The sequence below is a fragment of the Polyangium jinanense genome (assembly GCF_028435365.1).
Window position 1 is genome coordinate 156,392 of record NZ_JAGTJJ010000002.1, and the last position, 23,236, is coordinate 179,627.

The 23,236-nt window shown below is 69.0% G+C and carries 20 protein-coding genes and 1 pseudogene; 11 read left to right on the forward strand and 10 right to left on the reverse strand.

Features of this window, described 5'->3' with window-relative positions:
• Positions 1-17 precede the first annotated feature (17 nt).
• Positions 18-449 (forward strand): DUF2085 domain-containing protein, encoded by a 432-nt coding sequence (locus KEG57_RS05645; RefSeq protein WP_272458242.1) that lies wholly within the window; start codon positions 18-20, stop codon positions 447-449.
• Here KEG57_RS05645 and KEG57_RS05650 read toward each other — a convergent pair.
• A complete protein-coding gene (locus tag KEG57_RS05650) occupies positions 433-1,209 on the reverse strand; it encodes a biopolymer transporter ExbD (protein ID WP_272417006.1) in 777 nt (258 codons plus the stop codon). The two genes, KEG57_RS05645 and KEG57_RS05650, sit on opposite strands and share 17 nt — an antisense overlap.
• A gap of 122 nt (positions 1,210-1,331) precedes the next feature.
• Between KEG57_RS05650 and KEG57_RS05655 the strand changes: the two genes are divergently transcribed.
• Entirely contained in the window at positions 1,332-2,873 is a 1,542-nt protein-coding gene (locus KEG57_RS05655) for an AMP-binding protein (protein ID WP_272458243.1), read from the forward strand.
• 126 nt (positions 2,874-2,999) lie between these two features.
• On the forward strand, positions 3,000-3,617 hold the full coding sequence (locus tag KEG57_RS05660; RefSeq protein WP_272417008.1) for a hypothetical protein: 618 nt from the start codon (positions 3,000-3,002) through the stop codon (positions 3,615-3,617).
• Between the two features lie 21 nt (positions 3,618-3,638).
• Here KEG57_RS05660 and KEG57_RS05665 read toward each other — a convergent pair whose 3' ends face one another.
• Both KEG57_RS05665 and KEG57_RS05670 read right to left on the reverse strand, forming a co-directional pair.
• Positions 3,639-4,718 carry an alpha/beta fold hydrolase gene (locus KEG57_RS05665; protein WP_272417009.1) on the reverse strand — a complete coding sequence of 360 codons (1,080 nt, stop codon included), beginning with the start codon at positions 4,716-4,718 and terminating at the stop codon, positions 3,639-3,641.
• Positions 4,719-4,763: 45 nt separating this feature from the next.
• Positions 4,764-7,616: a penicillin acylase family protein gene (locus KEG57_RS05670; protein ID WP_272458244.1), complete on the reverse strand. Its 2,853-nt coding sequence runs from the start codon at positions 7,614-7,616 to the stop codon at positions 4,764-4,766.
• A 140-nt stretch (positions 7,617-7,756) separates the two neighbouring features.
• Here KEG57_RS05670 and KEG57_RS05675 point away from each other — a divergent pair, with 140 nt between their 5' ends.
• Together KEG57_RS05675 and KEG57_RS05680 are read left to right on the forward strand one after the other, a co-directional pair.
• Positions 7,757-9,568, forward strand: a complete 1,812-nt coding sequence (locus KEG57_RS05675) for a hypothetical protein (protein ID WP_272458245.1) — start codon at positions 7,757-7,759, stop codon at positions 9,566-9,568.
• A 155-nt stretch (positions 9,569-9,723) separates the two neighbouring features.
• The gene (locus KEG57_RS05680) at positions 9,724-10,401 is read left to right on the forward strand and encodes an NYN domain-containing protein (RefSeq protein WP_272417012.1); all 678 of its coding nucleotides are present in this window, start codon (positions 9,724-9,726) and stop codon (positions 10,399-10,401) included.
• A gap of 236 nt (positions 10,402-10,637) precedes the next feature.
• Here KEG57_RS05680 and KEG57_RS05685 read toward each other — a convergent pair whose 3' ends face one another.
• Positions 10,638-11,375 (reverse strand): hypothetical protein, encoded by a 738-nt coding sequence (locus KEG57_RS05685; RefSeq protein ID WP_272417013.1) that lies wholly within the window; start codon positions 11,373-11,375, stop codon positions 10,638-10,640.
• Positions 11,376-11,505: 130 nt separating this feature from the next.
• Here KEG57_RS05685 and KEG57_RS05690 point away from each other — a divergent pair, with 130 nt between their 5' ends.
• On the forward strand, positions 11,506-11,982 hold the full coding sequence (locus KEG57_RS05690; RefSeq protein WP_272417014.1) for a hypothetical protein: 477 nt from the start codon (positions 11,506-11,508) through the stop codon (positions 11,980-11,982).
• Positions 11,983-12,000: 18 nt separating this feature from the next.
• On the opposite strand, the gene KEG57_RS05695 is transcribed toward KEG57_RS05690, so the two are convergent.
• Positions 12,001-12,495 (reverse strand): hypothetical protein, encoded by a 495-nt coding sequence (locus KEG57_RS05695; protein WP_272458246.1) that lies wholly within the window; start codon positions 12,493-12,495, stop codon positions 12,001-12,003.
• A 166-nt stretch (positions 12,496-12,661) separates the two neighbouring features.
• Here KEG57_RS05695 and KEG57_RS05700 point away from each other — a divergent pair, with 166 nt between their 5' ends.
• Entirely contained in the window at positions 12,662-13,141 is a 480-nt protein-coding gene (locus KEG57_RS05700) for a hypothetical protein (RefSeq protein ID WP_272417016.1), read from the forward strand.
• A 31-nt stretch (positions 13,142-13,172) separates the two neighbouring features.
• On the opposite strand, the gene KEG57_RS05705 is transcribed toward KEG57_RS05700, so the two are convergent.
• From KEG57_RS05705 to KEG57_RS55460, 3 genes are all read right to left on the reverse strand, one after another.
• Positions 13,173-14,291: a hypothetical protein gene (locus KEG57_RS05705; protein ID WP_272458247.1), complete on the reverse strand. Its 1,119-nt coding sequence runs from the start codon at positions 14,289-14,291 to the stop codon at positions 13,173-13,175.
• An 8-nt stretch (positions 14,292-14,299) separates the two neighbouring features.
• Entirely contained in the window at positions 14,300-15,364 is a 1,065-nt protein-coding gene (locus KEG57_RS05710) for a hypothetical protein (protein ID WP_272458248.1), read from the reverse strand.
• Between the two features lie 127 nt (positions 15,365-15,491).
• Entirely contained in the window at positions 15,492-16,508 is a 1,017-nt protein-coding gene (locus KEG57_RS55460) for a 2OG-Fe(II) oxygenase (RefSeq protein WP_308215617.1), read from the reverse strand.
• On the opposite strand from KEG57_RS55460, the pseudogene KEG57_RS05720 reads away from it, so the two are divergent.
• The 3 genes and pseudogenes from KEG57_RS05720 to KEG57_RS05730 all read left to right on the forward strand — a co-directional run.
• Positions 16,419-16,865: pseudogene (locus KEG57_RS05720) on the forward strand (PCRF domain-containing protein); the annotation flags it as partial. The gene KEG57_RS55460 and the pseudogene KEG57_RS05720 sit on opposite strands and share 90 nt — an antisense overlap.
• 9 nt (positions 16,866-16,874) lie before the next feature.
• Positions 16,875-17,360 carry a peptide chain release factor-like protein gene (locus tag KEG57_RS05725; protein WP_272417715.1) on the forward strand — a complete coding sequence of 162 codons (486 nt, stop codon included), beginning with the start codon at positions 16,875-16,877 and terminating at the stop codon, positions 17,358-17,360.
• Positions 17,361-17,414: 54 nt separating this feature from the next.
• Entirely contained in the window at positions 17,415-18,929 is a 1,515-nt protein-coding gene (locus KEG57_RS05730; protein ID WP_272417019.1) for an amino acid permease, read from the forward strand.
• 9 nt (positions 18,930-18,938) lie between these two features.
• Here the strand turns inward: KEG57_RS05730 and KEG57_RS05735 are convergent, their stop codons facing one another.
• Both KEG57_RS05735 and KEG57_RS05740 read right to left on the reverse strand, forming a co-directional pair.
• Positions 18,939-20,387: a serine/threonine-protein kinase gene (locus KEG57_RS05735; protein ID WP_272417020.1), complete on the reverse strand. Its 1,449-nt coding sequence runs from the start codon at positions 20,385-20,387 to the stop codon at positions 18,939-18,941.
• Positions 20,388-20,429: 42 nt separating this feature from the next.
• The gene (locus KEG57_RS05740; protein WP_272417021.1) at positions 20,430-21,578 is read right to left on the reverse strand and encodes a pyridoxal phosphate-dependent aminotransferase; all 1,149 of its coding nucleotides are present in this window, start codon (positions 21,576-21,578) and stop codon (positions 20,430-20,432) included.
• A 115-nt stretch (positions 21,579-21,693) separates the two neighbouring features.
• Between KEG57_RS05740 and KEG57_RS05745 the strand changes: the two genes are divergently transcribed.
• The gene (locus KEG57_RS05745; RefSeq protein ID WP_272417022.1) at positions 21,694-23,070 is read left to right on the forward strand and encodes an MATE family efflux transporter; all 1,377 of its coding nucleotides are present in this window, start codon (positions 21,694-21,696) and stop codon (positions 23,068-23,070) included.
• The last annotated feature ends 166 nt before the right edge of the window (positions 23,071-23,236 follow it).

The following is a 23,236-nucleotide window of genomic DNA, read 5'->3' on the forward strand; positions in this document are numbered from 1 at the left end:
TCGAGCGTATCCTTCGCGTGCTGCTCTGCTTCGTCGGCGCAGCGCCATTCCTCGCGCCCTTCGCGCGCCGCGTGACGAGCCGCGAGACGGGCGAGCTTCTCTACCTGCTCTTCGCGCCGGTTTGTCACCTCAAACCCGAGCGCACGCTCGTCCTCGCCGGCGTGCTGATGCCGCTCTGCAGCCGTTGCGCCGGCATCTTCGCGGGGTTCGTGACGGCTGGGATGTTTCCGCGGCCGCGCTGGAGCGTGCGCGCGTGCCTCGGCTACGGGTTCGTCGCGAGCGTGATCATGCTCGTCGACGTCGTCACGCAGGACCTCGGCTTACGCCCGCTCTACCATCCAGCGCGGCTTCTGACGGGAGTTCTCTGGGGGCACGTGTTCGCGCTCGGGATCCTCGCGATCGCGCGCGAGCACGTCACGAGGCCCGAACGCCTCACTTCTTCAGCGTGACGGGCCTGCCGGCGACGGGTGCTTCGCCGAGCAGCACGAGCGTCTCGATCTTCTTCTTGTCGCTCTTCTCGTCGACGACCTTGAGCGTGCCCGCGAGGTTATAGGCCATCTCCCAGGTCACCGTGTCGTCGGCCGAGAAGAACGCGAACGACGAGTCGCAGAGCGCGAGGTCCTTCTTGATCGCGTCGCCCGTGTTCGAGAGATCGGGCCCCGCGAACCCTTTGCGGTGCTTCTTGCCGAGCCCGCCCTTGAACGGCCACACCGCGGTCGAGAGGTCCTTCATCACCATCACCGTCACCGAGCAGCCGGGCGGGTTCGACACCTTGTCGGGCGGCGTGACCAAGAGCTCCTTCGGCACGTCGTCGCGCCCGTCGGTCTTGAGCAGGATCGTCGGCGCGCCCGCGCGGCCGAGCTCGGCCACGACCGCGGCGACGTCCGGCGTGCGCGCCTTCTTCTCGGCGATCACGGTGACCTGCTGCCCGTTGATCGGCAGATCCTTCACCGCCGCCGTGAGCTTCTCCGGCCAGTTCTCCTGCTTCATGTCGACGCGGATCTGGCCGATGTACGGGCCGAGCGAGTCGACGATCAGCGCGGGCATCGTCTTCGGCTTCGGGGGCGGCGCGGGCTCCGTCGGCGCGGCCGCAGCGGAGGCGGTCGCGGTCGGGGCGGCGCCCGTCTTGGATTTGTCGTCGCCGCAGGCGGTCAGCGTCGTCGCGACGAGCAGCGCGAGCGAGGCGAGGACAGGGACGCGGGAGTGCATGGCGCGGAGTGTACCGAAGCCCAAGGCGTGGGAGAAAGGAAGCGGCGTCCTCGGGGCGTCGGGGCGTGGTAGCTTCCGCGCGCTCTCGCCCGTTCGGGCCTCGAAACGAGCCGGATTTCACCATGCCTTCCCCCTTCGTCACGCGCCTCGCAAGCTTCCAGCACTCTGATTGGCTCGCCGTGGAGGATGACGCGCGGAGCCGCACCTTCGCCGAGCTCTGGGACCGCGCCCAGCGCGTTCGCCTCGCGCTCACCGAGGGCGCGCCTTCGCTCGAAGGACGCGCCGTGGCCATCCTCGTCTCGCCCGGCGCGCTCTGGCTCGAAGCCTTCCTCGGCACGATCCTCGCGGGCGGCGTGGCCCTGCCGCTCTCGCCGCTCTATCCGCCCGCCGAGCTTGCCTGGTTCGGCGAGGATGCGCGCGCGGCGGCGGTGATCGTGTCCGAGGATCAGCGCGAGCGGGGCGCGTTGCTCTGCGAAGGTCGCCGCGTCCTCTTCGCGGAGACGCTCGCCGACGGCCCGCGGCCCGAGGGCGATGCGGCCCCGCTCGAAGCCGACGACGTCGCCCTCCTGCTCTACACGAGCGGCACCACGGGCAAGCCCAAGGGCGCGATGATCACGCACGCGAACGTCGACGTGCAGGCGGCGATCCTGCGCGAGGCGTGGGCGTTCGGCGAGGGCGATCGGCTGCTCCACGCGTTGCCTTTGCATCACCTGCACGGCCTCGGCATCTCGCTCCTCACCACGCTGCTCGCGGGTGCTTCGGCGCGTTTGCTCCCGCGCTTCGACGCGCGGCGCGTGTGGGAGGCGTTTTGCGGGCCGAATCCGCCCACGGTCTGGATGGCCGTGCCGACGATGTACCAGAAGCTCTTCGAGGCGTTCGACCAAGCGGACGAGCAGACGCGAGCACGGTGGGCGAGCGGCGCCCGGGGCCTGCGCCTCGCCACGAGCGGATCGGCCGCGCTCCCCGCCACCCTCGCCGAGCGATGGCGCGCCGTCACGGGCGTGATCCCCCTCGAGCGATTCGGCATGACCGAGATCGGGGTTGGCGCGACGAACCCTCTCGATCCATTGGGCCGGCGGCCTGGCTCCGTGGGTTTGCCCCCGCGCTCGGTCGAGGCGCGTATCGTCGACGAGGCGGGAAACGAGCTCGAACGTGGCCCCGGCGAGCTCTGGATTCGGGGGCCCAGCGTGTTCAAGGGATACCTCGGCCGCGAGCAGGCCACACAGGATGCTTTTGCCGAGGGCCGCTGGTTCCGCACCGGCGACGTCGCCGAGCGCGCCGAGGACGGCTACCTGCGTTTGCTCGGACGAACCAGCGTCGACATCCTGAAGAGCGGCGGGTACAAGCTCTCGGCGCTCGAGATCGAGGAGGCGCTGCGGGAAAACGCGGCCGTCGCCGAGGTCGCGGTCGTGGGGTTGCCCGACGAGGCGTGGGGCGAGCGTGTCGTCGCGGTCGTCGTCGCCGCGCCCGGTCGCGCTGCGGAATGCGCGCCGGAGGTCCTGCGCGGCTGGGCGAAAGAGCGAATCGCGCCGTACAAGGTTCCGCGCGAGGTGATTGTTACCACATCGCTCCCGCGCAATGCGCTCGGAAAAGTCGTCAAGCCCGATCTGGTGAAGGCGATTCTGCAAGGGACGGTCGCAAATACGTCGCGGACCGAATCTTGATATGTCGCGGACTGAACCATAATCACATTACGCATGAGAATTTTGCTATCGACGACCCCTCGTGTCAGGGACTTACGTCGATGGTTGACGTCCGTGGAATGACCACGGATTCGAAGGAGACTTCTCATGCGAATGCTTTCGATTCTTCTCCTGGTTTCTGCTGGCTTCATGGGTCTTGCCGCGTGTAGCGACGAGCCCAGCAATGGCGCGGGCGGCAACGGCGGATCCGCTGGCAGCGCCGGCATGGGCGGCATGGGCGGCACGGGCGGCGGCATGGGCGGCGGCATGGGCGGCACGGGTGGCGGTGCGGCCATGGGCGGTTACTGCGGCAAGTCGTGCGCGATGCCTGCGGATTGCTGTCCCATGGGCGTGCCGAACTGCCCCGGCAACTACCCGAACAACTGGACCTGCGACGACGGCGTGTGCGGCCCTCCGCAATGCACGGGCGACGCCGATTGTACGTTCGGCGGCGCGGCGCCGGACTTCAAGTGCTTCACCATCAACGACTACAAGACCTGCGCTGAGGGCTGCGCGGCGGACGCCGATTGCCCGATGAACACGAAGTGCATCGGCGAGGACGACAACGGCGCGAAGTACTGCAGCGCCGAGCCCATGATGACGGGCGGGTGTATGGCCGACGCGGACTGCAACGGCTACGGCAAGTGCAACACCGCGTCGGGCGTGTGCGAGTGCGCGGCGGACGCCGATTGCACGGGCGCCGGCGTCGACACGTGCGTGCTGTGATCCTCGGCTGAGGGGGACGCGTCACGCCGCGGCGTGGCGCGTCTCGATGATCCCGATCCGCGCAAGCATGCGCCGCACCGCGCGGAACGCATCCGCCCGGCCGAACTGCAAAAGGTGTCCGCCGTGGAACGTCTCGAGCTGCGCGCGGAAATGCTCGGCCATGCGCCGTGCGTGATCGAGCGGCGTGATCTGATCCCCCGCCGCCCCGACGACGAGAAATCGCTCGGGCGGGAGCGCCGAAGGCCGCCCGAGAGGGCTCACCACGCGTAGTGTCGCTTCGATCGCCTGGTGCTGCGCCGCCTGCTCGTCCGGCGTGCCGACGAGCAGCCCCACCGCGCGCGCCACATCGGCGATCGAGGCGCACGGCACGATCGGCACCACGAACGCGAGGGTCGGATCGATCGTGGCCCAGAGCCCTGCCGTGTAGCCGCCGAGGCTCATGCCCATCGCACCGACGGACGGCGCGCCCCGATCGCAGAGGAGCGCCGCGAGCGCGCGGAGGTCCATGATGGCCTGGCGAAACCCCTCGATCGTGAAGCGCATGTCCGGCGAAGGAAACAGCGCCGTTCCTTTCGGGGCGCGGCATGCGTGGAACGGCAGCACCGCCATCGCCACGTCGAGGCCGAGCTCGAAGATCCAGGGCACGGGCCACAGCCGCTCTTCGAGCGTGAACGCCCCGCACCGGTAGCCGTGCACCAGGATCGCGACCGGACGAGGGGTAGCGTGCAGAAACAGCCGCGCCATCGCGGTGCGGTTCAGCGTGTGGCCGAGGTAGTCCGTGCGCACGCTCTCTTCGAGCGGCTCGAACTCGCTCGGCCACGTCGCGTCGAGCACCATGCCGGGATCCAGGCCTCCGAGGAGGCGCACCCGGGCGAGCTCGACGTTGGGGATCGTTGGTTCCCCAAAGAACGAGCTCGGCGCCGCGAAGTGCTCGGGTTTGTCGTAGATCCCGCGGATCGTGTCGAGGAGCTCGATCCGGGCCTCGGGACCGAGGCCCGAGGGATCGAAGGCGCGGATCTTGTCGCCACGCACGAGCATCGCCGTGCCGACGGTCTTGTCGAACCCGGAAGCAGCGGTCGTGAGGATGCGGCGCAGGACCAACCCGCCCTCCTTGGATTGGCGTGTTTGACGTGTTCGCTCTTTGGCCTACCTCCCCGTCACGACGATGCGCGACGCGGCGGCTGCGACGACGTCGGTAAGCAAAAAGGGGACCTGCCGCGTCTGGTTCTTCCGCCAGAGCTCGGCTTGGTCGCGGAAGTGCGGGCTCTGCGAGTCCCACACGACGCCTCCCGGCAGCGCGTTCCACGACCGCGGACCTTCCGGAGCGAGGTCCACGACGAGACGCTGCGTCGGGCCGAAATCGTAGTCGTAGCGAGGCGTCACGTCGAGCCGGGCGGTGAGGGAGAAGTCGGACGAGTCGACCGAGAAGCTGTCCCCGTGCCGCGGAAACCCGTCCGGAAAAACGGGATCGCCGAGCGGCGGGATCGAGAGCTGCCCGAGGATTGGGAGGATCGCCTCGAAACGAACGCGGTGCCGTGCGCCCCAGCGGTAGGCGCCGATGTCCGTCCCGACATCCGCTGCGAGCGTCCCGAGCGCGTCGACGAGCGCGCGCACGATCCGCTCGTGCTTCGTCTCGATCTCCGGCGTCGCCATGTCGTCCCAGAGCGCGCTCTCCTTCGTCGTCGGGTCGTACGTCGGGAGCGATGCGGGTGTGTCGCGCGTGATCGCGAGGATCGCCTTCGCCTTCTGATCACGCGGGACGAAGGGCCTGCCGGCGTGCTCGAGCTCGTCCCCCAGCACGCGCTCGACGAGCCGGAGGAGCCACGTGTTGAACACGAGCGTCGCCTGCGACGCGCGCACCTCGAGCGCCGTGTCGCCCTCCGCCGGGAGCGGCTTGTTCGTGTCCGGATCGATGCCGCTCGCCGCCTCGTAGCCGGCCTCGGTGCCCCACGCCGTGAGCAGCGCGTGCACGTTCTGGATCGCCGCCGCGTCGTAGCCGGGATCGGCCACCACGGCCGAGAGATCGGGGTGCGTCCCGGGCGCCTTTCGTTCCGCCTCGGCTCGATCGATCGCCTCGATCAGCGCGGGCACGAGCCGCGAGCCGAGCGCCGATTTCGCGTCGCCCTGGATCTTCGCGAGATCCTCGGGCGTCGCCTTGTCGAGCGCCGCGAGCCGCTCCTGGATGCGACCTTCGCGGAAGCCGATGTCCCATGAGCACGCGAGGTACATCGGCGTCCCGTCGGGCAGCGTGCCGTTCGAGGGATCGTTGTCGAGCGAGTCTCCGATCGGATCGTTGTTCGCCGTCGCGAGGAAGCCCGCGGCGGGGTTTTTCTCCCAGGGAACGAGGTGATCCGGCAGCGCGCCCGTCCACTCGGCCGAACCATCGCCGGGCAGCACGAGGCATGGCAGCGTGCCCGAGAACGTCGCCGGGTTCCACGCGACGGCCGCCGGCTTTCGCGTCGGCAGTTTTGCGTGCGAGGTCCAGAGCACGTTGCCTTGTGTATCCGCGATCATCCAGTTCTGCGCGCCCACCTGAAAACCGTCGAGCGCGAGCTTGGCCTCGTCGACATTCTTGGACCTCAAAAGGGCGAGGATCGCCGCGAGCTCGTTCGTCGCTTCGTCGCCGGTCCAGCGCACGCTCACGGCGCCCTTCGCGGGGTCGAGCGGGGCCACGGTGTGATCGGGCAGGATCTCCGGCAGGATCGCCCCGTGGTGCGGCACGACCGGGACTTTGTAGGTGTACGGCGTGCCGGCCTGGATCTGGATCACCTCGTCGACCGTCTCGATCGCGACGTTTTTCCCTTCGAACACGACCGACTTGCCGTCGGGCGTGATCTGCTCGGCGTAGAGATCGGTCACGTCGTAGCCGGCGACCGTCGCGCCCCAGGCGATGTTCTCGTTGTGCCCGAGGATGATCCCGGGAATGCCGGGGAACGCGAGGCCCGAGACCTTCACCCGCGCCGACGGATCCTTCGGCGTCACCTCCATCGCCACGGGCCAGAAGATCGCGGGCGCGGCGAGCGTCAGGTGCGGATCACTCGCGAGCAGCGCGTGTCCCGTGTCGCTCCTGCCTGCCGTGACGGCCCAGTTGTTCGAGCCGAATCCTTCGGGGGCAAACAGATCCTTCACCTTGCGCAGGGCCTCGCGGTAGCGCGATGTCCGCGCGCCGAGGTCGGGCAGGAGTGGGGAGGGCGCGGGGGCTTTCGCGCCGCCCTGGCCCATCGGATACCCCGTGGTCGTCGTCGCCGGCTCGTAAGGCGCGAAGCGATAGAGCTCGCGAAGGATCCCGCTGCGCAGGGCGACGAGCGGATCGGCCGCGTCCTTCGGGAACGCCGCGCCGATCGTCTGGATCGAGATCGTGTCCGCGAGCTCGCCGTCGGCCGAGTGCGAGAGCAGGTACGACTGGAGACGCGCGATCGCGAGGGCATCGACGCCCGTGAAATCGGTGAACGCATCGACCGGGACGAGGAAGGCCGCCGCGGGCAGACCGGCCTCGCGGTTGCGGAGCGCGCGGAAGTGCTGGGACACGCCGTCGGCGAACGCGTCGACGAGGGCTTTCTCCTCGGGACCAAGCACCTCGTATTGCTTCTTCGCCACGCGGTGCAGCCCCAGGCTGCGGAAGACGATGTCGTTGTCGATCACGCTCGCGTCCGCGTCGGCGAGGATCTCGGCGAGCCGGCCCTCGGACACGCGGCGGTAAAACTCGATCTGCAGGTGCCGGTCCTGCGCGACGAGGTAGCCCTGCACGCGCACCGCGTCCTCGAAGCTCGACGCGAAGATGTGCGGCCGCCCGTCCTTGTCACGCACGACGTCCACGGGCGCGGCGAGGTTGTCGATCTTGATGCGCTCGGTGACGGGCAGATCGGCACGATCGCCGATCGGTCCGAAGGGATCCCCTGCCGGCGGCGGCGTGTCGGCCGGGTCCGAGCAGCCGGCGGCGAGGGTCAGGGCGAGGAAGCTGAAAAAACGGGCGATCGGGAAGCGTCGAGGCTCGTGCATGGATAAGGTCTCCTTTTCCCGGACTAGCCTGCCGGGTCTTCGGCTCGCCGAAAATTCGTCCGTTTCTCGTCCTCTCTGGCAAGGGACCTCTCATGCGCTTGGTGCAGGCCCCCGCGCCGTCGGGCTCCCCCTCTCCGCCCGTGCGACCGTCGTTCGGCGCGTTCTTCGTCGCCGCTTCCCGCAAGACCGAGCTCCTCTCGGAGCTGCGCAGCCGCGGCTACGTGGTGGCCAGCATCCTGCGGCCCCCCGCGCCCGGTCGGCTCCGCCAGGCCGTCGAGGAGGCCGTCGAGAGCGCCCTCGCCATGCGCGGCGCGCCCCCGCCGTCCGTCAGCGCCGACGTCGACGGCGCCGCGTCCTTGCGGGATCAGGTCGTCCGGGCCCGCGGCCTCGGCTCCTTCGGCCTCGCGCTCGCCTTGCCCCCGCTCGCCACGCTCGCCGACACCTCGGGCGACGCGCCCGCGCTCGGGCCCTCCGACAGCGCCGTGCTCGCGGTCTTCAACGAAGCGGCCCAGGCCGGCCCCGTGGCGCTCGTCCTCGACGAGGGCGACCGGGCCTTGCGAATCCTCGCGCCCGTCCGCCTCGACGAGCTCGTCGCCGACGCCGCGCCCACGCGCCGCGCCCTCCCCGAGCACTCGCGCGTCGTCGCCCGTCCGCCCCTCACGCCGCCCGCGCCGCCGCCCGAGGCCGAGCCGAGCGACGTGCGCCCCATCACGACCCACGAATCCGGTCCGCCCGAGGCCGATGCCACGCCCGAGCGCGCGCCGATCGGCCGTCTGCGTGGGCTGAAGTCGGGTCCGCGGCCGACGGCGACCACGACGCCCGCGGCCGACGGCGCGCCGCGCGCGTTCAAGTCGACCCCGCCGCCGCCCATGGAGGCCACGCCGCCCGCGGAGCCCGCTGCCCCGGCGCCGCGCCCCCGCACGCCCTCCTCGCCCGCGCTCGATGCCGTGCGGGATCGTGACCGCGAGCCCGTGCGCGACCGCGAGCCCGAGGCCGCCGCCGCGCCCGCCGCGAAAAACGCCCCCGCGGCCGACACGCTCCCGCCGCCGCCGCCCTTGCCTGCGGACCTCGCGCCGCCCTCGCCGCCGGTCAACCCCTCGCCGGTCGAGCGTGTCCTCTCGGCGGCCGAGTGGCGCGCCTTCGCGATGGACCTCGACAACGCGCGTGGTCCCAAGCCTGCGGGCGTCATCGATCGGCTCTTCGCGACCCGCTACATGCCCCTCATCGGCGCGCTCTCGCGTGGCCACGCCGACGCCTCCGTCCAGCGCGTCGTCGACGGCTTCCGCACCGCCTTCGAGCACAGCTACACCGAGGGCTTTGCGGCCATCCGCGCGACCGGAAAACGCCCGCTCATGGTCCTCGACGCGCCCGACGTGGCTGCGCGGATCGCGCGCCTCAACAACGCCCGCGCCGTGCGCCTGCTCCTCGTCGACGCCCTCCGCTTCGACCTCGGCGAGCGCGTGATGGCGCGCCTCAAGCCCACGTTGCAGGGCCGTGCCGTCTGCGTCGACCGCACCTTGCTCTGGAGCGCGCTCCCGACGACCACGCCGGCCCAGGTCGCGCTCCTCGGCCGCGGCCCCGAGGGCCTGCGCGAACCCTTGCCCGAGCCGGGCCCCGAGCCCGACATCGTCCGCGGCCGCGCCCTCTCCACGATTCGCCGCGAACGGTACGGCACCAAGGAAGTCTTCAAGCTCGACCTCGTCGAGGCGCGCCTCCGTGGCGTCGGCCCTGGCTTCGACGAGCGGCTCGGCAGCATTGCAGACGAGACGGCGCAGGTGATCTCGCGCTTCGTCGAGAGCTCACCGCCGCGCACGCTGCTCTTCGTCTTCGGCGACCACGGCTTCCGCCTCTCGTGCGACGCGCGCGGCACGGCGCCCGCGACCCAGGGCGGCGCGAGCCCCGAGGAAGTGCTCGTCCCCGGGTATGCGTGGCTCGTGGGTGGGGTGCATTGAGGGCGGGGTGGCCGGTGTGGGTAGGCTCCCGTACCGGTGGTTGACACCTTCATCGGACCGGCCTAGGATCTGAACATCTCGCCCCCGGTGGTACGCGTTCTCCCTTCGATAACGAGGACGCCGAACCCGGGGGCTTTTCTTTTTGGGGGTCGATCATGCCGACAGCCATTCTCGTCGATGGTGGCTTCTTCCTGAAGCGCTTCTCTCACGTCTACAGGGATCGTGACGCCACCGACCCCAAGGTTGTCGCCCGGACGATGCACGAGATGGCGTGTTTTCACCTGAACGACCGCCAGGGGCGCCCCACGTACGACCTCTACCGGATCTTCTTCTACGACTGTCCTCCGATTTTGAAGAAGGCGCACCTTCCGATTTCGCGACGCGGCATCGATTTCTCGAAGACGACGACGGCTCTCTTTCGCCTCGCTCTACACGAGGAGATCAAGACCCAGCGGAAGGTGGCGCTCAGACTCGGGCACCTGTCCGACGGCGCGGCGTCGTGGAGGATCAAGTCGGACAAACTGTCTGAGCTCATCAAAGGGAATATACGATTCGAGGAGCTCACGGATGACGATTTCACGTATGACGCGCGTCAGAAGGGCGTCGATATGAAGATCGGCCTCGATATCGCGTCGCTGGCCTACAAAAAGCTCGTCGATCAGATCGTCCTTGTTGCAGGCGATAGTGACTTCGTCCCGGCTGCCAAGCTGGCCCGTCGCGAGGGCATCGACTTCGTCCTGGATCCCATGTGGCATAACATCCACCCGTCGCTGAACGAGCACATCGACGGGCTTCGATCCACCTCGCCGAATCCCAGCAAATTCGCGCAGTGACGGGCGCCTGACCTCGCTCGCGGGACTGAGCACCCGCCCGCCCGATCCCCCGAGCCTCGCTCGAGGCCCTGGTCGGCACACGACCTGCCGGCCTGCTCTGGCCCGAGGCCCTGGTCCCTCGCCGGCCGAGCCCCCCAGGCATCGCCAGATCGGTCGGGAGACGCCCCTCCCACGTGCCCAAGCAACGCTCGGGGCCTTGGGAGGGGTGGTGACCGGCCCCTCTGTCGACGCTCGGGTTACTCGTCGCCCGTGTCCTCGTCCGTATCCTCGGCCTCACGCGCTTCCGGCTCCTCGGCCGGGGGCTCGGTGACCTTCGTGCCGGCGGGGACCTGGAGGTCGTAGAAGTAAAGGCGGAGCTGGTCGACGCGGCCGAGGTGGCGCAGGAGGCTCTCGCAGAGCGCCTTCGCGGCGACGTAGCCATTGAGCCAGACCTGCCTCGTCGCCTCGACCTCCGGCGTCAGGGATTGCCTGTCGATACGGGCGTCGTCGGCGAATGCGACGACGGGCGCGAGCGACTTCGTCATGGCATCGAATCGACCGTGCCAATGCGCTGCCTCGCGCACGGGGCAGCCGGGCGCGGCGAGCTTCGTCGTGATGTGGGTGACCGCGAGGACGACGTCGGCGGCGGCCTTTCCGACGCTTCCGGCGGTGCCGTCTTTCGTGAAAAACACCTTCCGGTCGATGACGCCGTTGTCGTGCGCGCCGAGGTGGGTGCTGAATTTGCCGAGGAGGGCGCGAGCCTGCTTGAGGAGCGGCGCCTTGCTCCGGACGCCCTGCCTGCGCGAGGCGTCCGTGCCGCGCGCGGCCTCCACGGCCGATTTCACGGCGGCGGTCTGGGCGTCGATCTGGTCGGCGGCGTAGTTCAATGCAGGATCGTATTCGGGGATCAGACCGAGGAGTTTCTTGCGGATCTTGTTCGAGGCATAAGGACCGTAAATTGTGACCTCGTCCTGATCGATGGACCTGTCTGCCATTCCGGACTTCCTTCGAAAGGGGATGGCCGACGCTAGCGGATGCGAAGGGGCCGTCCATGCCACGAAGGTGGGCTCGCGTCCGCGGGGCAGATCGTGTAGAGTGGCCGGGACGAGCACGAGAGAGCCGCCGATGACCCGCCGGAAGAAGCTCTTTGCCGCAGCCATCGCCTTGCCGATCGCCGTCGCCGTGGGCGTGGGCCTGAAGGTCCGCCGTGCCTCGTCGGACACGCTGGGGGCGGATGCTTGCGACAAGGACCTCGCGGCGGTGTTCGAGTTATGCGAGCCAGGCGGGGAGATCTGCGAGAAGCCGCCCGAGGGACAAGAGGGAGCCTGCCAGGCCGGGTGCGTGATGGCGAAGTGCCCGAATCAGGTGGCGTGCACGGAGCTCGACCCCATCTGGTGCAAGCCGTGCGAGGATGAAGAGGGGGCGCTCTTTCATCGCCTCGTCATCGAGGCGAACGAACTCTGCTTTCCGACACCTGATCCGGCCACGTGGAATCTTGCCATGTGGAAGGAGTACGACGTTTGCCATACGAGAGAAGTGGAGCGGAGGTGCCCGGCGCTCATCGGTACGAAGTGGCACTTGCCGCCCGACCGCAGAGATTGACGTTTCGTTCGTGGCCGTTCAGATCCCGCCCTGGCCGCCCGCGTCATTGCCGCCGCCGTAGTCGTTCGTTCCGCCCGTGCCCTGCGGGTCGCTCTTGAAATCGCCGCTGGCCGCGCTCCCGACGATGATGACGGGGCCGTCCCCGGGATTCGAGCCGCAGCCGTTCGACCCAGGGGGGTCGAGGCAGATGACTTTGGGGTCAACCTCGAGGACGCTGCATTTCACGCCGATTCCGCGCTCTTTTGCCCTTTGGATGCATGCGTCTTCGTTCTCCCAGGCGCTTCTGCGGTCGATGATCTGCGCGTCCTCCGCTCCCACCAAGGGTTGTCGACGGTTACCCGCGCCTTGCAAAGCGCAAGTGAGGACCACGTTGCACTGGACGAGAACCCCCTCCCTGGCGCCCGCCTCGGCGTTCGGGGCTCCTTTTTTCGGGTTCTTGCACGCGGGCTCCCAACAGGCTGGCGCGAGCACGACGAACCACACGAAAAACAAGCCAACGACGAGCATTCTCATGCCCAGCCTCCGCGCCGGAGGCAGCGTACAAGACCGGGTCCGGGAGGCACAAATTTCGATCGGTGCCCCGAGAATGGCCGCGTGCGACCCCGGCCCGCGATCGAAGGACTCGCGTCATCGGCGCTGATCGTGTAGACTGGCCGCGACAAGCACGGAGGAAGGATTCGTGACCCGCCGGAAGAAGCTCTTCGCCGTTGCCATCGCCTTGCCGATCGCCGTCGCCGTGGGCGTGGGTCTCAAGGTGCGCCGGGCTGTGTCTGACCCCCTTGGCGCCGACGCCTGCGACAAGGACCTCGCGGCGGTGTTCGAGCTGTGCGAGGCGGGGGGCGAGATCTGCGAGAAGCCGCCCGAGGGACAAGAGGAAGCCTGCCAGGCCGGCTGCGTGATGGCCCGGTGCCCGAATCACGTGGCGTGTACGGAGCTGGATCCCATCTGGTGCAAGCCGTGCGAGGATGAAGAGGGCGCGCTCCATTGGAGCATCACGCTCGAGGTAAGCGACCGCTGCAAACCTTCGCCTGATCTGTCTACATGGAATCTTGCCGGGTGGAAGGCTTACAGCGATTGCTTTGTCGCGGAGACGGAGCGCAGGTGCCCGGCGCTCAAAGATAAGCCCCAGTGGTACCTCCCGCCCGATCGCAGGCAATGACCCGACCCGGCCCGCGCTCCGCGCCGGCTCATCAAGCCACGTAACAACAAACCGTCCGCGGTCCGATCTTCGCGACCTCCCCGACGACCTCCCCTCCCGCAGCCTGGCAGCTCCCCGGCTGATACACGGGCGAGAGCGCCGTCTTCGACCCGATCGCGCGCCCGGCAGGCACGACGTCATGGCACGTGGGGCCCTTCGACCAGGCGCTCGCGATGAGGGGCGTCAGGGTACAAGCGGCGTCGGAATAAAATGCGATATCGGAATGACAATAACTCCCCTCCGGCGCGCCGCAGGAGCACGCCGTGCAAACGCGTTCGTCGCTGAAGCCTTCATAAAATGTAAATTGTTCGCTGTACCCCTCGGCCGCGCAGTCGTGGAGCCCCTCCCGCTGGACGCACTGGCGAAACCCGGTCGGCGCCGTGGGGACGCAATGCTCGTCGGACGCGCATGCGCCGAACGCGCTGCCCTCGCAGACCCGCGCGACGAGGCCCCACGAGGGGGCGGGCGCAGGGGCCGTCACCGCGCCGGACCCGTCGAGCGCCTCGCAGGACTCCGCCGCGATGCCGAGCGGACCCACCGTGATCGACTGGACGCACGGCCCTTCGGGCCCGCAAGAGAGGTCCGCGGGGAGGGCGTCTCCTGCGGCGCAGGCGCCGTCCCACCCGGCGGGCGGGTCGGCCGGCGTCGCGGTCGCCTCCTCGGCGAGCGTGCATGGCGCGGCGTGCGCCGTGATGCTGGAGGGGAGCGCGCACGTGCCCGTCGAGGGGGTACACGTGCAGGGGCCGCATTTCTTCGGGGGGATCACGAGATCGGCGTGCCACACGAATTGCTCGACGGGCGCGTTGTCGGGGCAGGGGGGCGCGGCGCCGTCGTTGGGCCCGATCCACACGAGGACGGGGAAAGACATGTCGCCCGGGTGGAGGGGGACGCAGTCGTCGCGACACGTGAAATCGCAATCGATGGGCCCCCCGCTGCTGGTTGGGCCGCCCTCCTCCTCGTCGCCGTCCGTCCCCGCGTCGGGGGAGGCACCGCCGGCGCCCCCGTCGAGTTCGATATAGGTAAACACGCCCTCCCCGCATGAGGCCACGGAGAGGAGCGCAATCGGCAGGAAGACGAAAATGAGACCGATGTAACGTTTGAAATTCTTCATGACATTACCTATTCACTCAGATGAATGACCACCGCTGCGCCGACCGCCAAGCGCAAGAGCGGCGAGCGCCAGTCAGCCACGGTCCGCGAAGCGTCGAGCTTCAGGACGAACGTCCGCGACTGTACGTTGAGGTCGAAGAAACCAAGCAAGCCAAGGCGCTCTGACAGGCGCACCCTTCCGTTGATGCGCGCGCCGAACCCGACCGAGAAGCCATCCGCCTGGGTGAGCGCAAGCGGAGATTCCACATCGATACTCAGATGGCTGAAGGTCGCTGCCCCGCAAGCGTCGATGTGCTCGAACGCATAACATGGGAGTGCCGATGCAGCCCACACGGATGCTCGGCCGGGGAGTTCATGATCACCGATCCCCGAGGCGGGCGTGATCAACCCACGCAGCTCTGCGGCGACCGCGAACCGGCGCCAGCGAAGCCCGAGTAAGCCGTTTCCGCCCACAGCGACCCCGGGCAACCCGTGAAGCATCACGGCCGGGCCCAGGGCGGCCTCGACCTTGAACGGTGGCTTGTCCTCGATCGGACGCGGCAACGGCTCCTTCGAGACCACGACCACGGGCTCGTACGCCTCCTCCTCGACCGGGTGGAGCAGCTTCACGATGGCGGACGACGGCTCGAAATCCAGCACCGGGCGCCCGACCTCGAAATCGACCGGCGCGACGAGCCACGGGGGCGGCTCCGACCCTCGCCAAGCGCGCGGGCCGAAGGCGATGGACACGAGCACCGCGACGTCATAGAGGAGCTCGCGGCAGTCCCCCTGGGTGAGCACGCGCCGCCACTCCCCGTTGCTCTCGGGATCCGGCACCGTGATCACGGCATCGAGCTTGTTCCCGTTCGGATGCGTCTCGATCCGCAACGTCGCCCGGGCGTCGTCCCGCACGAGCAGATACCCGAACTCTGCCGCGAGGATGAGGCCAAACTCCTCCGCCGTGGGGCACCCGCGCCCGGGGAGCGCTTGCAAGTCCAGCCGGAACGCGATCTTTGGCGCAGGCTCGGCGGCCGCCGCCCGCGGGAGCGCGAGCGCGACGAGAGCAGAGGCGAGGGCAGCAGCGCGGTGAGCCATGACGAACCCGAGGGTAGGGGAGAGCGGGCGTGCGGCGCAAGCACCGTCACCCGCGGTATGCGCTGTCCACGCTGGAGTTCGTCCGAGGAAAACGAGATTCAGGAGCAGCCCGCTCGCCTACCTCCCGTCACCGGGACGGCGCATAGATGAGATCGGAGCGCACCGCGTACTTCACGCCGGCCGTGACCTCGGCGCCCTCGTGCAGGAGCAGGTGGTCGAACACGACGACGCTCCCCGGGGCCGGACGCACCGCGAATCGCACGCGATTGTTGAATTTGCGCCCTCGACCCTCCCCGCGGCGGCTCTTCTTGTCCTTCTCCTCGAAGAAACGCGTCGAGCCGCCTTCGAACCCTTCGTTCAAATAAATCATGAGTGACGCGCGCGTCTCCCCCCGCGGCACGGCCGTGCGCACGTCGAGGTGCGGGGAGAAGCGTTGACCGACCTCGTACCGATAGACCCGAAAGCGATCGTTCAGGCCCACGAGGGGCGAGGCCTCGTGCTCCGTGTCCACGTGGCCGCGAATGCGCGCCCAGAGCCCCTCGGCGAGCCGCTCTGCGTCGAGCACGACGCGCAGGTTGTTGCGGGCCGCGAGGTTCACCCGGTACGTGTCGTTGCCAATGGCGAGCCCCGCGTGCGTGAAGCCGATCGCCTCCGCCGTGGTGATCAATCGCTTGCATTCCTTCGGCGACATCACGCCGTGCAGGAGATACACCCCCGTCTCGACGTCCTCGCGGCGGACCGCGACGGCGCGGTCTTCGTCGAGCAAGACCTCGTCGAGGCGATGCGGCACGGCGCGGAAGGTCTCCTCTCGGCGGAAGGAGATGTGGGTTCGGGATTTCATGGACATCTCCTCGGGCAGCCTGGACGCCTTTGACGGCGTGAGCGCCCGAGTGTATACGATCACGTATGAATTCTCCCATCCTCGAACGCCTCGCCGAGCTTCGTCGACGCCTGACCCGGCTCCGCGACGGTCTTTGACCTCCCCCGGCAGGCCCGGCGCCTCGCCGAACTCGACTTCCTTCTCAGCGAAACCGACCTCTGGCGCAACCGCGAACGTGCGGAAGAGCTCCTCGCGGAGCGAGCACGTCTCGGCGCCCTGAACGATCGGATCACGCACGCCGAGCGCGGGCTCGACGATACGCATACGTTCGCCCTGCTCGCCTTCCACGAAGGCGACGCGGACGCGCTCGCCGCGGCCGAAGCCGATCTCGCAGCCATCGAGGTCGACCTCCGAGACGCGGAGCGCTCGTGCGCGCCCCCCGAACCGGAGGGATGCATGGGCGCAATCGTGTCCATTCAACCGGGCGCGGGCGGCGTCGACGCCAGGGACTTCGCGGCCATGCTCTTGCGGATGTACCTCCGGTGGGCGGCGCGGCGAGGGCTCCTCGTCGAGGAGCTCCACCGGCAGGAAGGAAATGAAGCGGGGATCGATGGCGCCGCGATCCGGATCCCGGGCGCCGGTGTGTACGGCGCTCTCCGGGGCGAGACCGGCGTCCATCGGCTCGTGCGCGTGAGCCCCTTCGGCAAAGGGGATCGGCGACAGACCTCGTTCGTCGCGGTCGAGGTCCTGCTCGATATCGACGACACGATTCCCGTCGAGATTCGCGATGACGATATCGAGGTGACGACGATGTGCGCCGGCGGGCCCGGCGGACAAAACGTCAACAAGGTCGCGTCGGCGGTCCGGATGCGGCACCTTCCGACGGGGATCGTCATCGTCGCTCGGTCGGAGCGCAGCCAGCATCAAAACCGCGCGAGCGCACTCCGGCTCCTCCGGAGCAAGCTCGTCGAGCTCGAGCTCGAGCGGCGCGAACAGGCTGCGGCCACAAGACGCGGCACTCGGCCGGTCGCTCGATTCGGGCACCAGCGGCGCAGTTATGTCTTTGCGCCGCAGCGACTCGTGCGTGACGAAATCACCGGGGTCGTCAGCCCCCATGTCGAGCGTGTCCTCGACGGAGATCTCGACGCCCTGCTCGAACTTCCCGCGAAAAACTGATCCCACCTCGGCGCGCGCTCGCCTACGCTGAAACGTCTCCTCGGCGAGCCTCCCATGCAAGACCCAGCGCGCAGTGACGTCCCCACCGAACCCACCCCGACCGCCGAATCCGAGGTCATCGCAGACGACGTCCGCCAGCTCCACCGGATGGGTTATGCCCAGGAGCTCCTCCGGCGGATGAGCGGATTCTCCAATTTCGCCGTCTCCTTTTCGATCATCTGCATCCTCGCCGGCGGTCTCACCTCCTATCACCTCGGCCTCTCCGCCGCGGGCGGCGCCTCGATTGGCCTCGGCTGGCCGCTCTCCTGCCTGCTCTCCTTTTGCTTCGCGCTCGCGATGGCCCAGCTCGCCTCGGCGTTCCCGACGGCGGGCGGCCTCTATCATTGGGCCTCCATTCTCGGCGGAAAGGGACTCGGCTGGGCGACGGCCTGGTTCAACCTCGTCGGCCTCGTCACCGTCCTCTCCGCGATCAACGTCGGCGCGTATCTCTTCATCGCGAGCTCGCTCGGCCCCGTCTTCGGCATCGACCCGGAAAAACTCGGCCCGGGCCACCAGCTCGCCGCCATCGTCGTCATCACCGCGACGCAGGCCCTCTTCAATCACCGCGGCATTCGCCTCACCACGCGCCTCACCGATTTCAGCGGGTATCTCATCTTCGTCGTCGCGATTGTCCTCACGGCCTCGATGCTCCTGTTTGCCCCGCGCCTCGACGCGTCGCGGCTCGTCACCTTCACCAATTTCAGCGGCGCGGCCGGCGGCGACGTCTGGCCCGCGACGAACGGCATGACCTGGCTCTTTTTGCTCGGCCTGCTCATGCCGGCGTACACCGTGACCGGATTCGACGCCTCCGCGCATACCGCCGAGGAGACCGTCGGCGCCGCGACGAACGTCCCCCGGGCCATTCTGCGCGCCGTGCTCTACTCGGGGGTTTTTGGGTACCTGATGGTCGCCTCGATCCTCCTCGCCATGCCGAGCGTGGAGGTCGGCGCCTCGAAAGGCCCGGGCGTGTTTTTCTGGGTGATGGGCGAGATCCTCCCGCGTCCTTTGCAGATCGCCCTCTACGTCGGCATCGGCATCGCCCAGTACCTCTGCGGCCTCGCCACCGTCACCAGCGCCTCGCGCATGACGTACGCGTTCGCCCGCGACGGCGGCCTTCCCTTTTCGTATGCCCTTCGCCGCGTGAGCGACGTCCACAGGACGCCCGCCCATGCGATCTGGGTCGTCGCGGCCGTGAGCACGGCGTTCACCATCTACACGCCCGTGTATTCGACGATCACCGCGGTCTGCACGATTTTCCTCTACATCTCCTACGGCATGCCCATCGCGCTCGGCCTCTTCGCCTACGGCCGCACCTGGACCACGATGGGGCCCTTTTCGCTCGGCCCCTGGTATCGCCTCGTCGCGGTGATCTGCGTGCTCGGCTGCGCGCTCCTTCTCGCCATCGGCGTCGCGCCCCCGAACGACAAGGCCTTGCCGATCACGCTCGGCGCGCTTTTCGTCACGATTCTCGTGTGGTTTGGTGGTCTCCGGCGGGTGTTCAAGGGGCCGCCGGCCGCCGGTCCGGCCTGAATTCGTTTCTCAAAAGAACAGGAAGATCACGAAGAACCCGATGAGCAGCACGGTCGCCGCACCCACCGCGACGGCCAGGTAAAACCCCGTCTTGTCGACGTGCTCCACGCGCTGCGCCGGCCGCTGGTGCAGCTCCGTCACCGTCATCTGCTGCTGCCGCGCGCTGAACAGCGGCGGCGCCGTGGCTCCGGGCGGCGGCGCGGTCGGCGGCGGCTCGGTCGGCTCGTCCACGATGTGCGCGCCGGCCATGGGCATCGGCGGCGGCGCGAACACGCCGGACGGCTCGATGTAGACCTGCGTCGGCTCCGAATCGTGCGAGGCTCGCGGCGGCGGGACGTACGCGGCTCTCGGGCGCCGCGTCGATTCCTCCGCGCGTGGCGACGAAGACGACGGCGGGGCCATGAGCAGCGTTCCGAGCGGCCCGGACGAGGGCGCGGGAAAACTCCCCGACGTCGACGACCGCAGCGCAGGCGACGGGGTCGACGGCGCCGATTCCGCCATCACCAGCGTGCCGAGCTGACCCCGCATCGGCAGCTCTTCCAGCACCGGCGCGTGCGCCGCGCCGTTCGTGTTTTCGTCGTGAATCTTCGCCGACGCCGGCACCGACGCCGCGGGCGCGAGCGACGGTTTGCGCCCCGCGGCCGCGAACACCTCGAGCATGTGCGCGACGACCATCGCGCTGCCGATGCGTTTGTCGCGTTCGCGCTCCATGCACCGCGCCACGATTTCTTCGAGCGCCGGGTCCACCGCATTCGTGAGCTGCGAAATCCGCGGCACCGGCCCGCTCGTGATCCGCGCCGTGATGTCGGCGCGCCCGCCCTCGAAAGGACGCTGCCCCGAGAGCATCTCGAAGAGCACCACGCCGAGCGACCAGAGATCGGTCCGCACGTCGAACGACTCCGGCGTGGCGAGCTGCTCCGGGCTCCGGTACGAAGGCGATCCCAGCCCGAGCGTCTCCGCCACGACCGCGGGCACCGCCCGCGCGACCCACAGATCCAAGAGTTTCACCACCGGCTCATTCGTGCCCGGTGTTCCATGCAGGAACACGTTCGCCGGCCGGAGATCGCCGTGCACGAGCCGCGCGGCGTGGGCGATCGACAGCGCCGACGCGATGTCGCGCCCGATCTGCGCGGCGAGCGGCGGCGGCAGCGTGCGCTCGCGCGCGAGCCGGTCGGCGAGCGTCTCGCCCGAGAGCAGCTCCATGGCGACGAACGGCTCGCCGCCGCCCGTCTCGCCCACGTCGTGGATCGTGACCAGCGTGGGGTGCTTGGCGGCTTGCGCCGCGCGCGCCTCCTCGCCGAGCCGCCGCCCGACTTCCTGGTTCGGAATGCTGAGGAGCTTCAGCGCGACATGGCGCGACGCTGTGTGGTCCTCCGCCTCCCAGACGGCCCCGAGCGCGCCCGTCCCGATTTGCCGCACGAGACCGTATCTATCGCCGATGAGTTCGCCGCCGCTCATTGCCCTGCTCGACCCGAATTCATGCCCGATTGCGGAAATCCTTCACGGAAGCGATCGAATGCGCCGCGCCGCCTCTTCCAGCACGGCGTCCTCCTTCGCGAAGCAGAACCGAGAGAGCGTCTCGCCCACCGGATCCCCGTAAAACGAGGTGCCCGGCACGCTCGCGATGCGCAGCTTTTCGAGCAGCAGCATCGCCGCCGCCTTCGCGTTCGGCGCGCCGAGCCGCCGGATGTCGGCGAGCACGTAATACGCGCCCCGCGGCACGTACGGCGTGAGGCCCGCGTCCGCGAGCGCGCTGCAGAGGATATCGCGCTTCTTCTGGTAGCTCTGCCCGATCGACGCGAAGTAATCGTTCGGCATCCCGAGACCTGCCACCATCGCGTGCTGGAGCGGCGTCGGCGCGCAGACGTAGAGCAGATCGTGCGCCACCGTGATCCGCCGCGCGGCGTCGGGCGGCGCCGTCAGGTACCCGCACCGCCAGCCCGTCACCGCGAACGTCTTCGAGAATCCCGAGATCGACACCGTGCGGGCCGCCGCGTTTTTCCGCGTCGCGAGCGGCACGTGCTTCTGCCCGTCGAACACGATGTGCTCGTAGATCTCGTCCGTGATCGCCACGAGGTCGTGCGATGCGATCGCGTCCGCGAGCCAGTCGAGCTCCTCCTCGCTCCACACCTTGCCGCTCGGGTTCGACGGCGTGCACACGACGACGGCGCGTGTTCGCGGCCCGATCGCTCGCGCAAACGCCTCCCGATCGATCTCCCACGACGGCGGCCGCGTCGGCACGAGCACGGGCTGAAGGCCGAGCGCGAGCACCGTGTTCAAGTGGTAGCCGTAATAAGGCTCGAACAGGATCACCTCGTCGCCCGGATCGAGCAGCGCGAGGCACGCCGCCGCGAACGCGCCCGTCGCGCCCGACGTCACCACCACCTCACTCGCCGGATCGACCTCACGCCCGTAGCGCTTCTTCAGATCGGCCGCGATCGCTTGTCGGAGCGGCAGGATCCCTTCGGGCGCGGTGTAGATCGCCACGCTCGCGTCGATCGCGGCGTTCGCCGCGCGGGCCACGGGCGGCGGCGTCGGCAGATCACACACGCCTTGCCCGAGGTTGATCCCGCCCACCGCCTCACACGCGCGGCTCATCGCGCGAATGTCGGAGATGACCAGCGAGCTCAGGCGTTGACCGATCCGCATGGCAGCACCCTACCTCAACACGGACCTAAAAATCCCCTCCGCTGCGCAAGGCGGTGACCACGAAGCCGTCGGCCGCCCCTTGCCTGAACAGCCGGACCATGGCACCCCCGGCGCCGTGCGTCCGTCATCCATCGCCGAGACCCGCTTCGTTCGTGAGGATGATCGCGCCCTCATGGCCGAGGTCTGGTCGCTCGCCTGGCCGGCGATCACGCACATGCTGCTGATCACGCTCGTCTTTCTGGTCGGGCGGCTCATGCTCGGCCGGTACTCGTCGACCGCGCTCGCGGCGATCCAGATCGGCGGCGCCACGAGCTGGACCCTCTACTCCGTTTGCACGGCCTTCTCCGCGGGCACCCTTGCCGTCGTGGCCCGGCGTGTCGGCGCCGGCGACCGCCCGGGCGCGGCCCGTGCCGCCCGCGCCGCGCTCCTCTTTGCGGCCGGGCTCGGCGTCGTCGTCGCGTGTGCCCTGTTTTTCGCGGAAGGCCCCTTCATTCGAACCCTCTTTCCTCGCGCCGGCGCGGCCGTGCATGAACAAGCGGGCGCGTACCTCCGCATCGCATGCTGGGCCATGCCGCTCACGTTCGTCGAGGCGATCGCGGCCGCGTCGTTGCAAGCCTCGGGCGATACGCGTACGCCGCTCGTCGTCGCGGGCGTGGGCAATGTCCTGAACCTCGCGCTCAACGCGCTGCTCATCTTCGGCCTCCTCGGCCTGCCCGAGCTCGGCATTCGTGGGGCCGCCGTCGCGAACGCCGCGACCATGTCCCTCGAAGGCCTCCTGCTCACCTTCGCGCTCTTCCGCCGCACGAGCCCGCTGCCATTGAACAGCGCGAGCTTCGAGGGCGCGGGGGATGCTTTGAGGCGTGTCCTGCGCGTCTCGAGCGCGGCGTTCGGCGAGAAGGCGGCGTATCACCTCGGGTACATGTTTTACGTCGCGATCGTCGCGCTCCTTGGCGAGGTCGCGCTCGCGGCGCAACAGGCGGCGATCAGCATCGAGTCGATCTCGTGGCTCTCGGCGGATGGGTTTGGCATCGCGGCGGGCGCGATCGTGGGCCAGAAGCTCGGGGCAAAGCGGCCCGAGGAGGCGGCGCGGGCGGGCCGGGTCGCGGCAATGCTCGCCGTGTTCTGCTTGACCCTCGTCGGGCTCTCCTTTTTGACCATGGCGCCCTTGCTCGTCTCGGCGTTCACGCCGGACCGGACGATCGTCGAGACGGCCGTCCCGGCGATGCGCGTGGGCGGATTCGCGCAGCCGTTCATGGGGTTCGCGATGGTCACGGCGATGGCGCTGCGCGGCGCGGGCGACACGCGCACGGTGCTCGGCACGATGATCCTCTGCGGCCTGTTCTTGCGGGCCGGCGTGACCTGGCTCTGCGCGATCAAGCTCGACCTCGGCCTCGCCGGCGTTTGGATGGGCAGCACGGCGGACTGGATCTGCAGGGCCGTGCTGCTCGGCTGGGCGTTTGCGCGGGGGCGGTGGAAGAAGGTCGAAGTCTAGGGCCGCTACACGCGACCGACGCAGGCGTTTTCCACACAGCTCTGATCGTTCGAGCAATCGTTCGTCGACACGCATTGCACGCCGCCACCGAGGAGCACTCGATGTTGTCGCCGCAATGGGTCGAGGTGGCCCATTTCTGCGACGCATGCGCGTTCGTGTCGCGTTG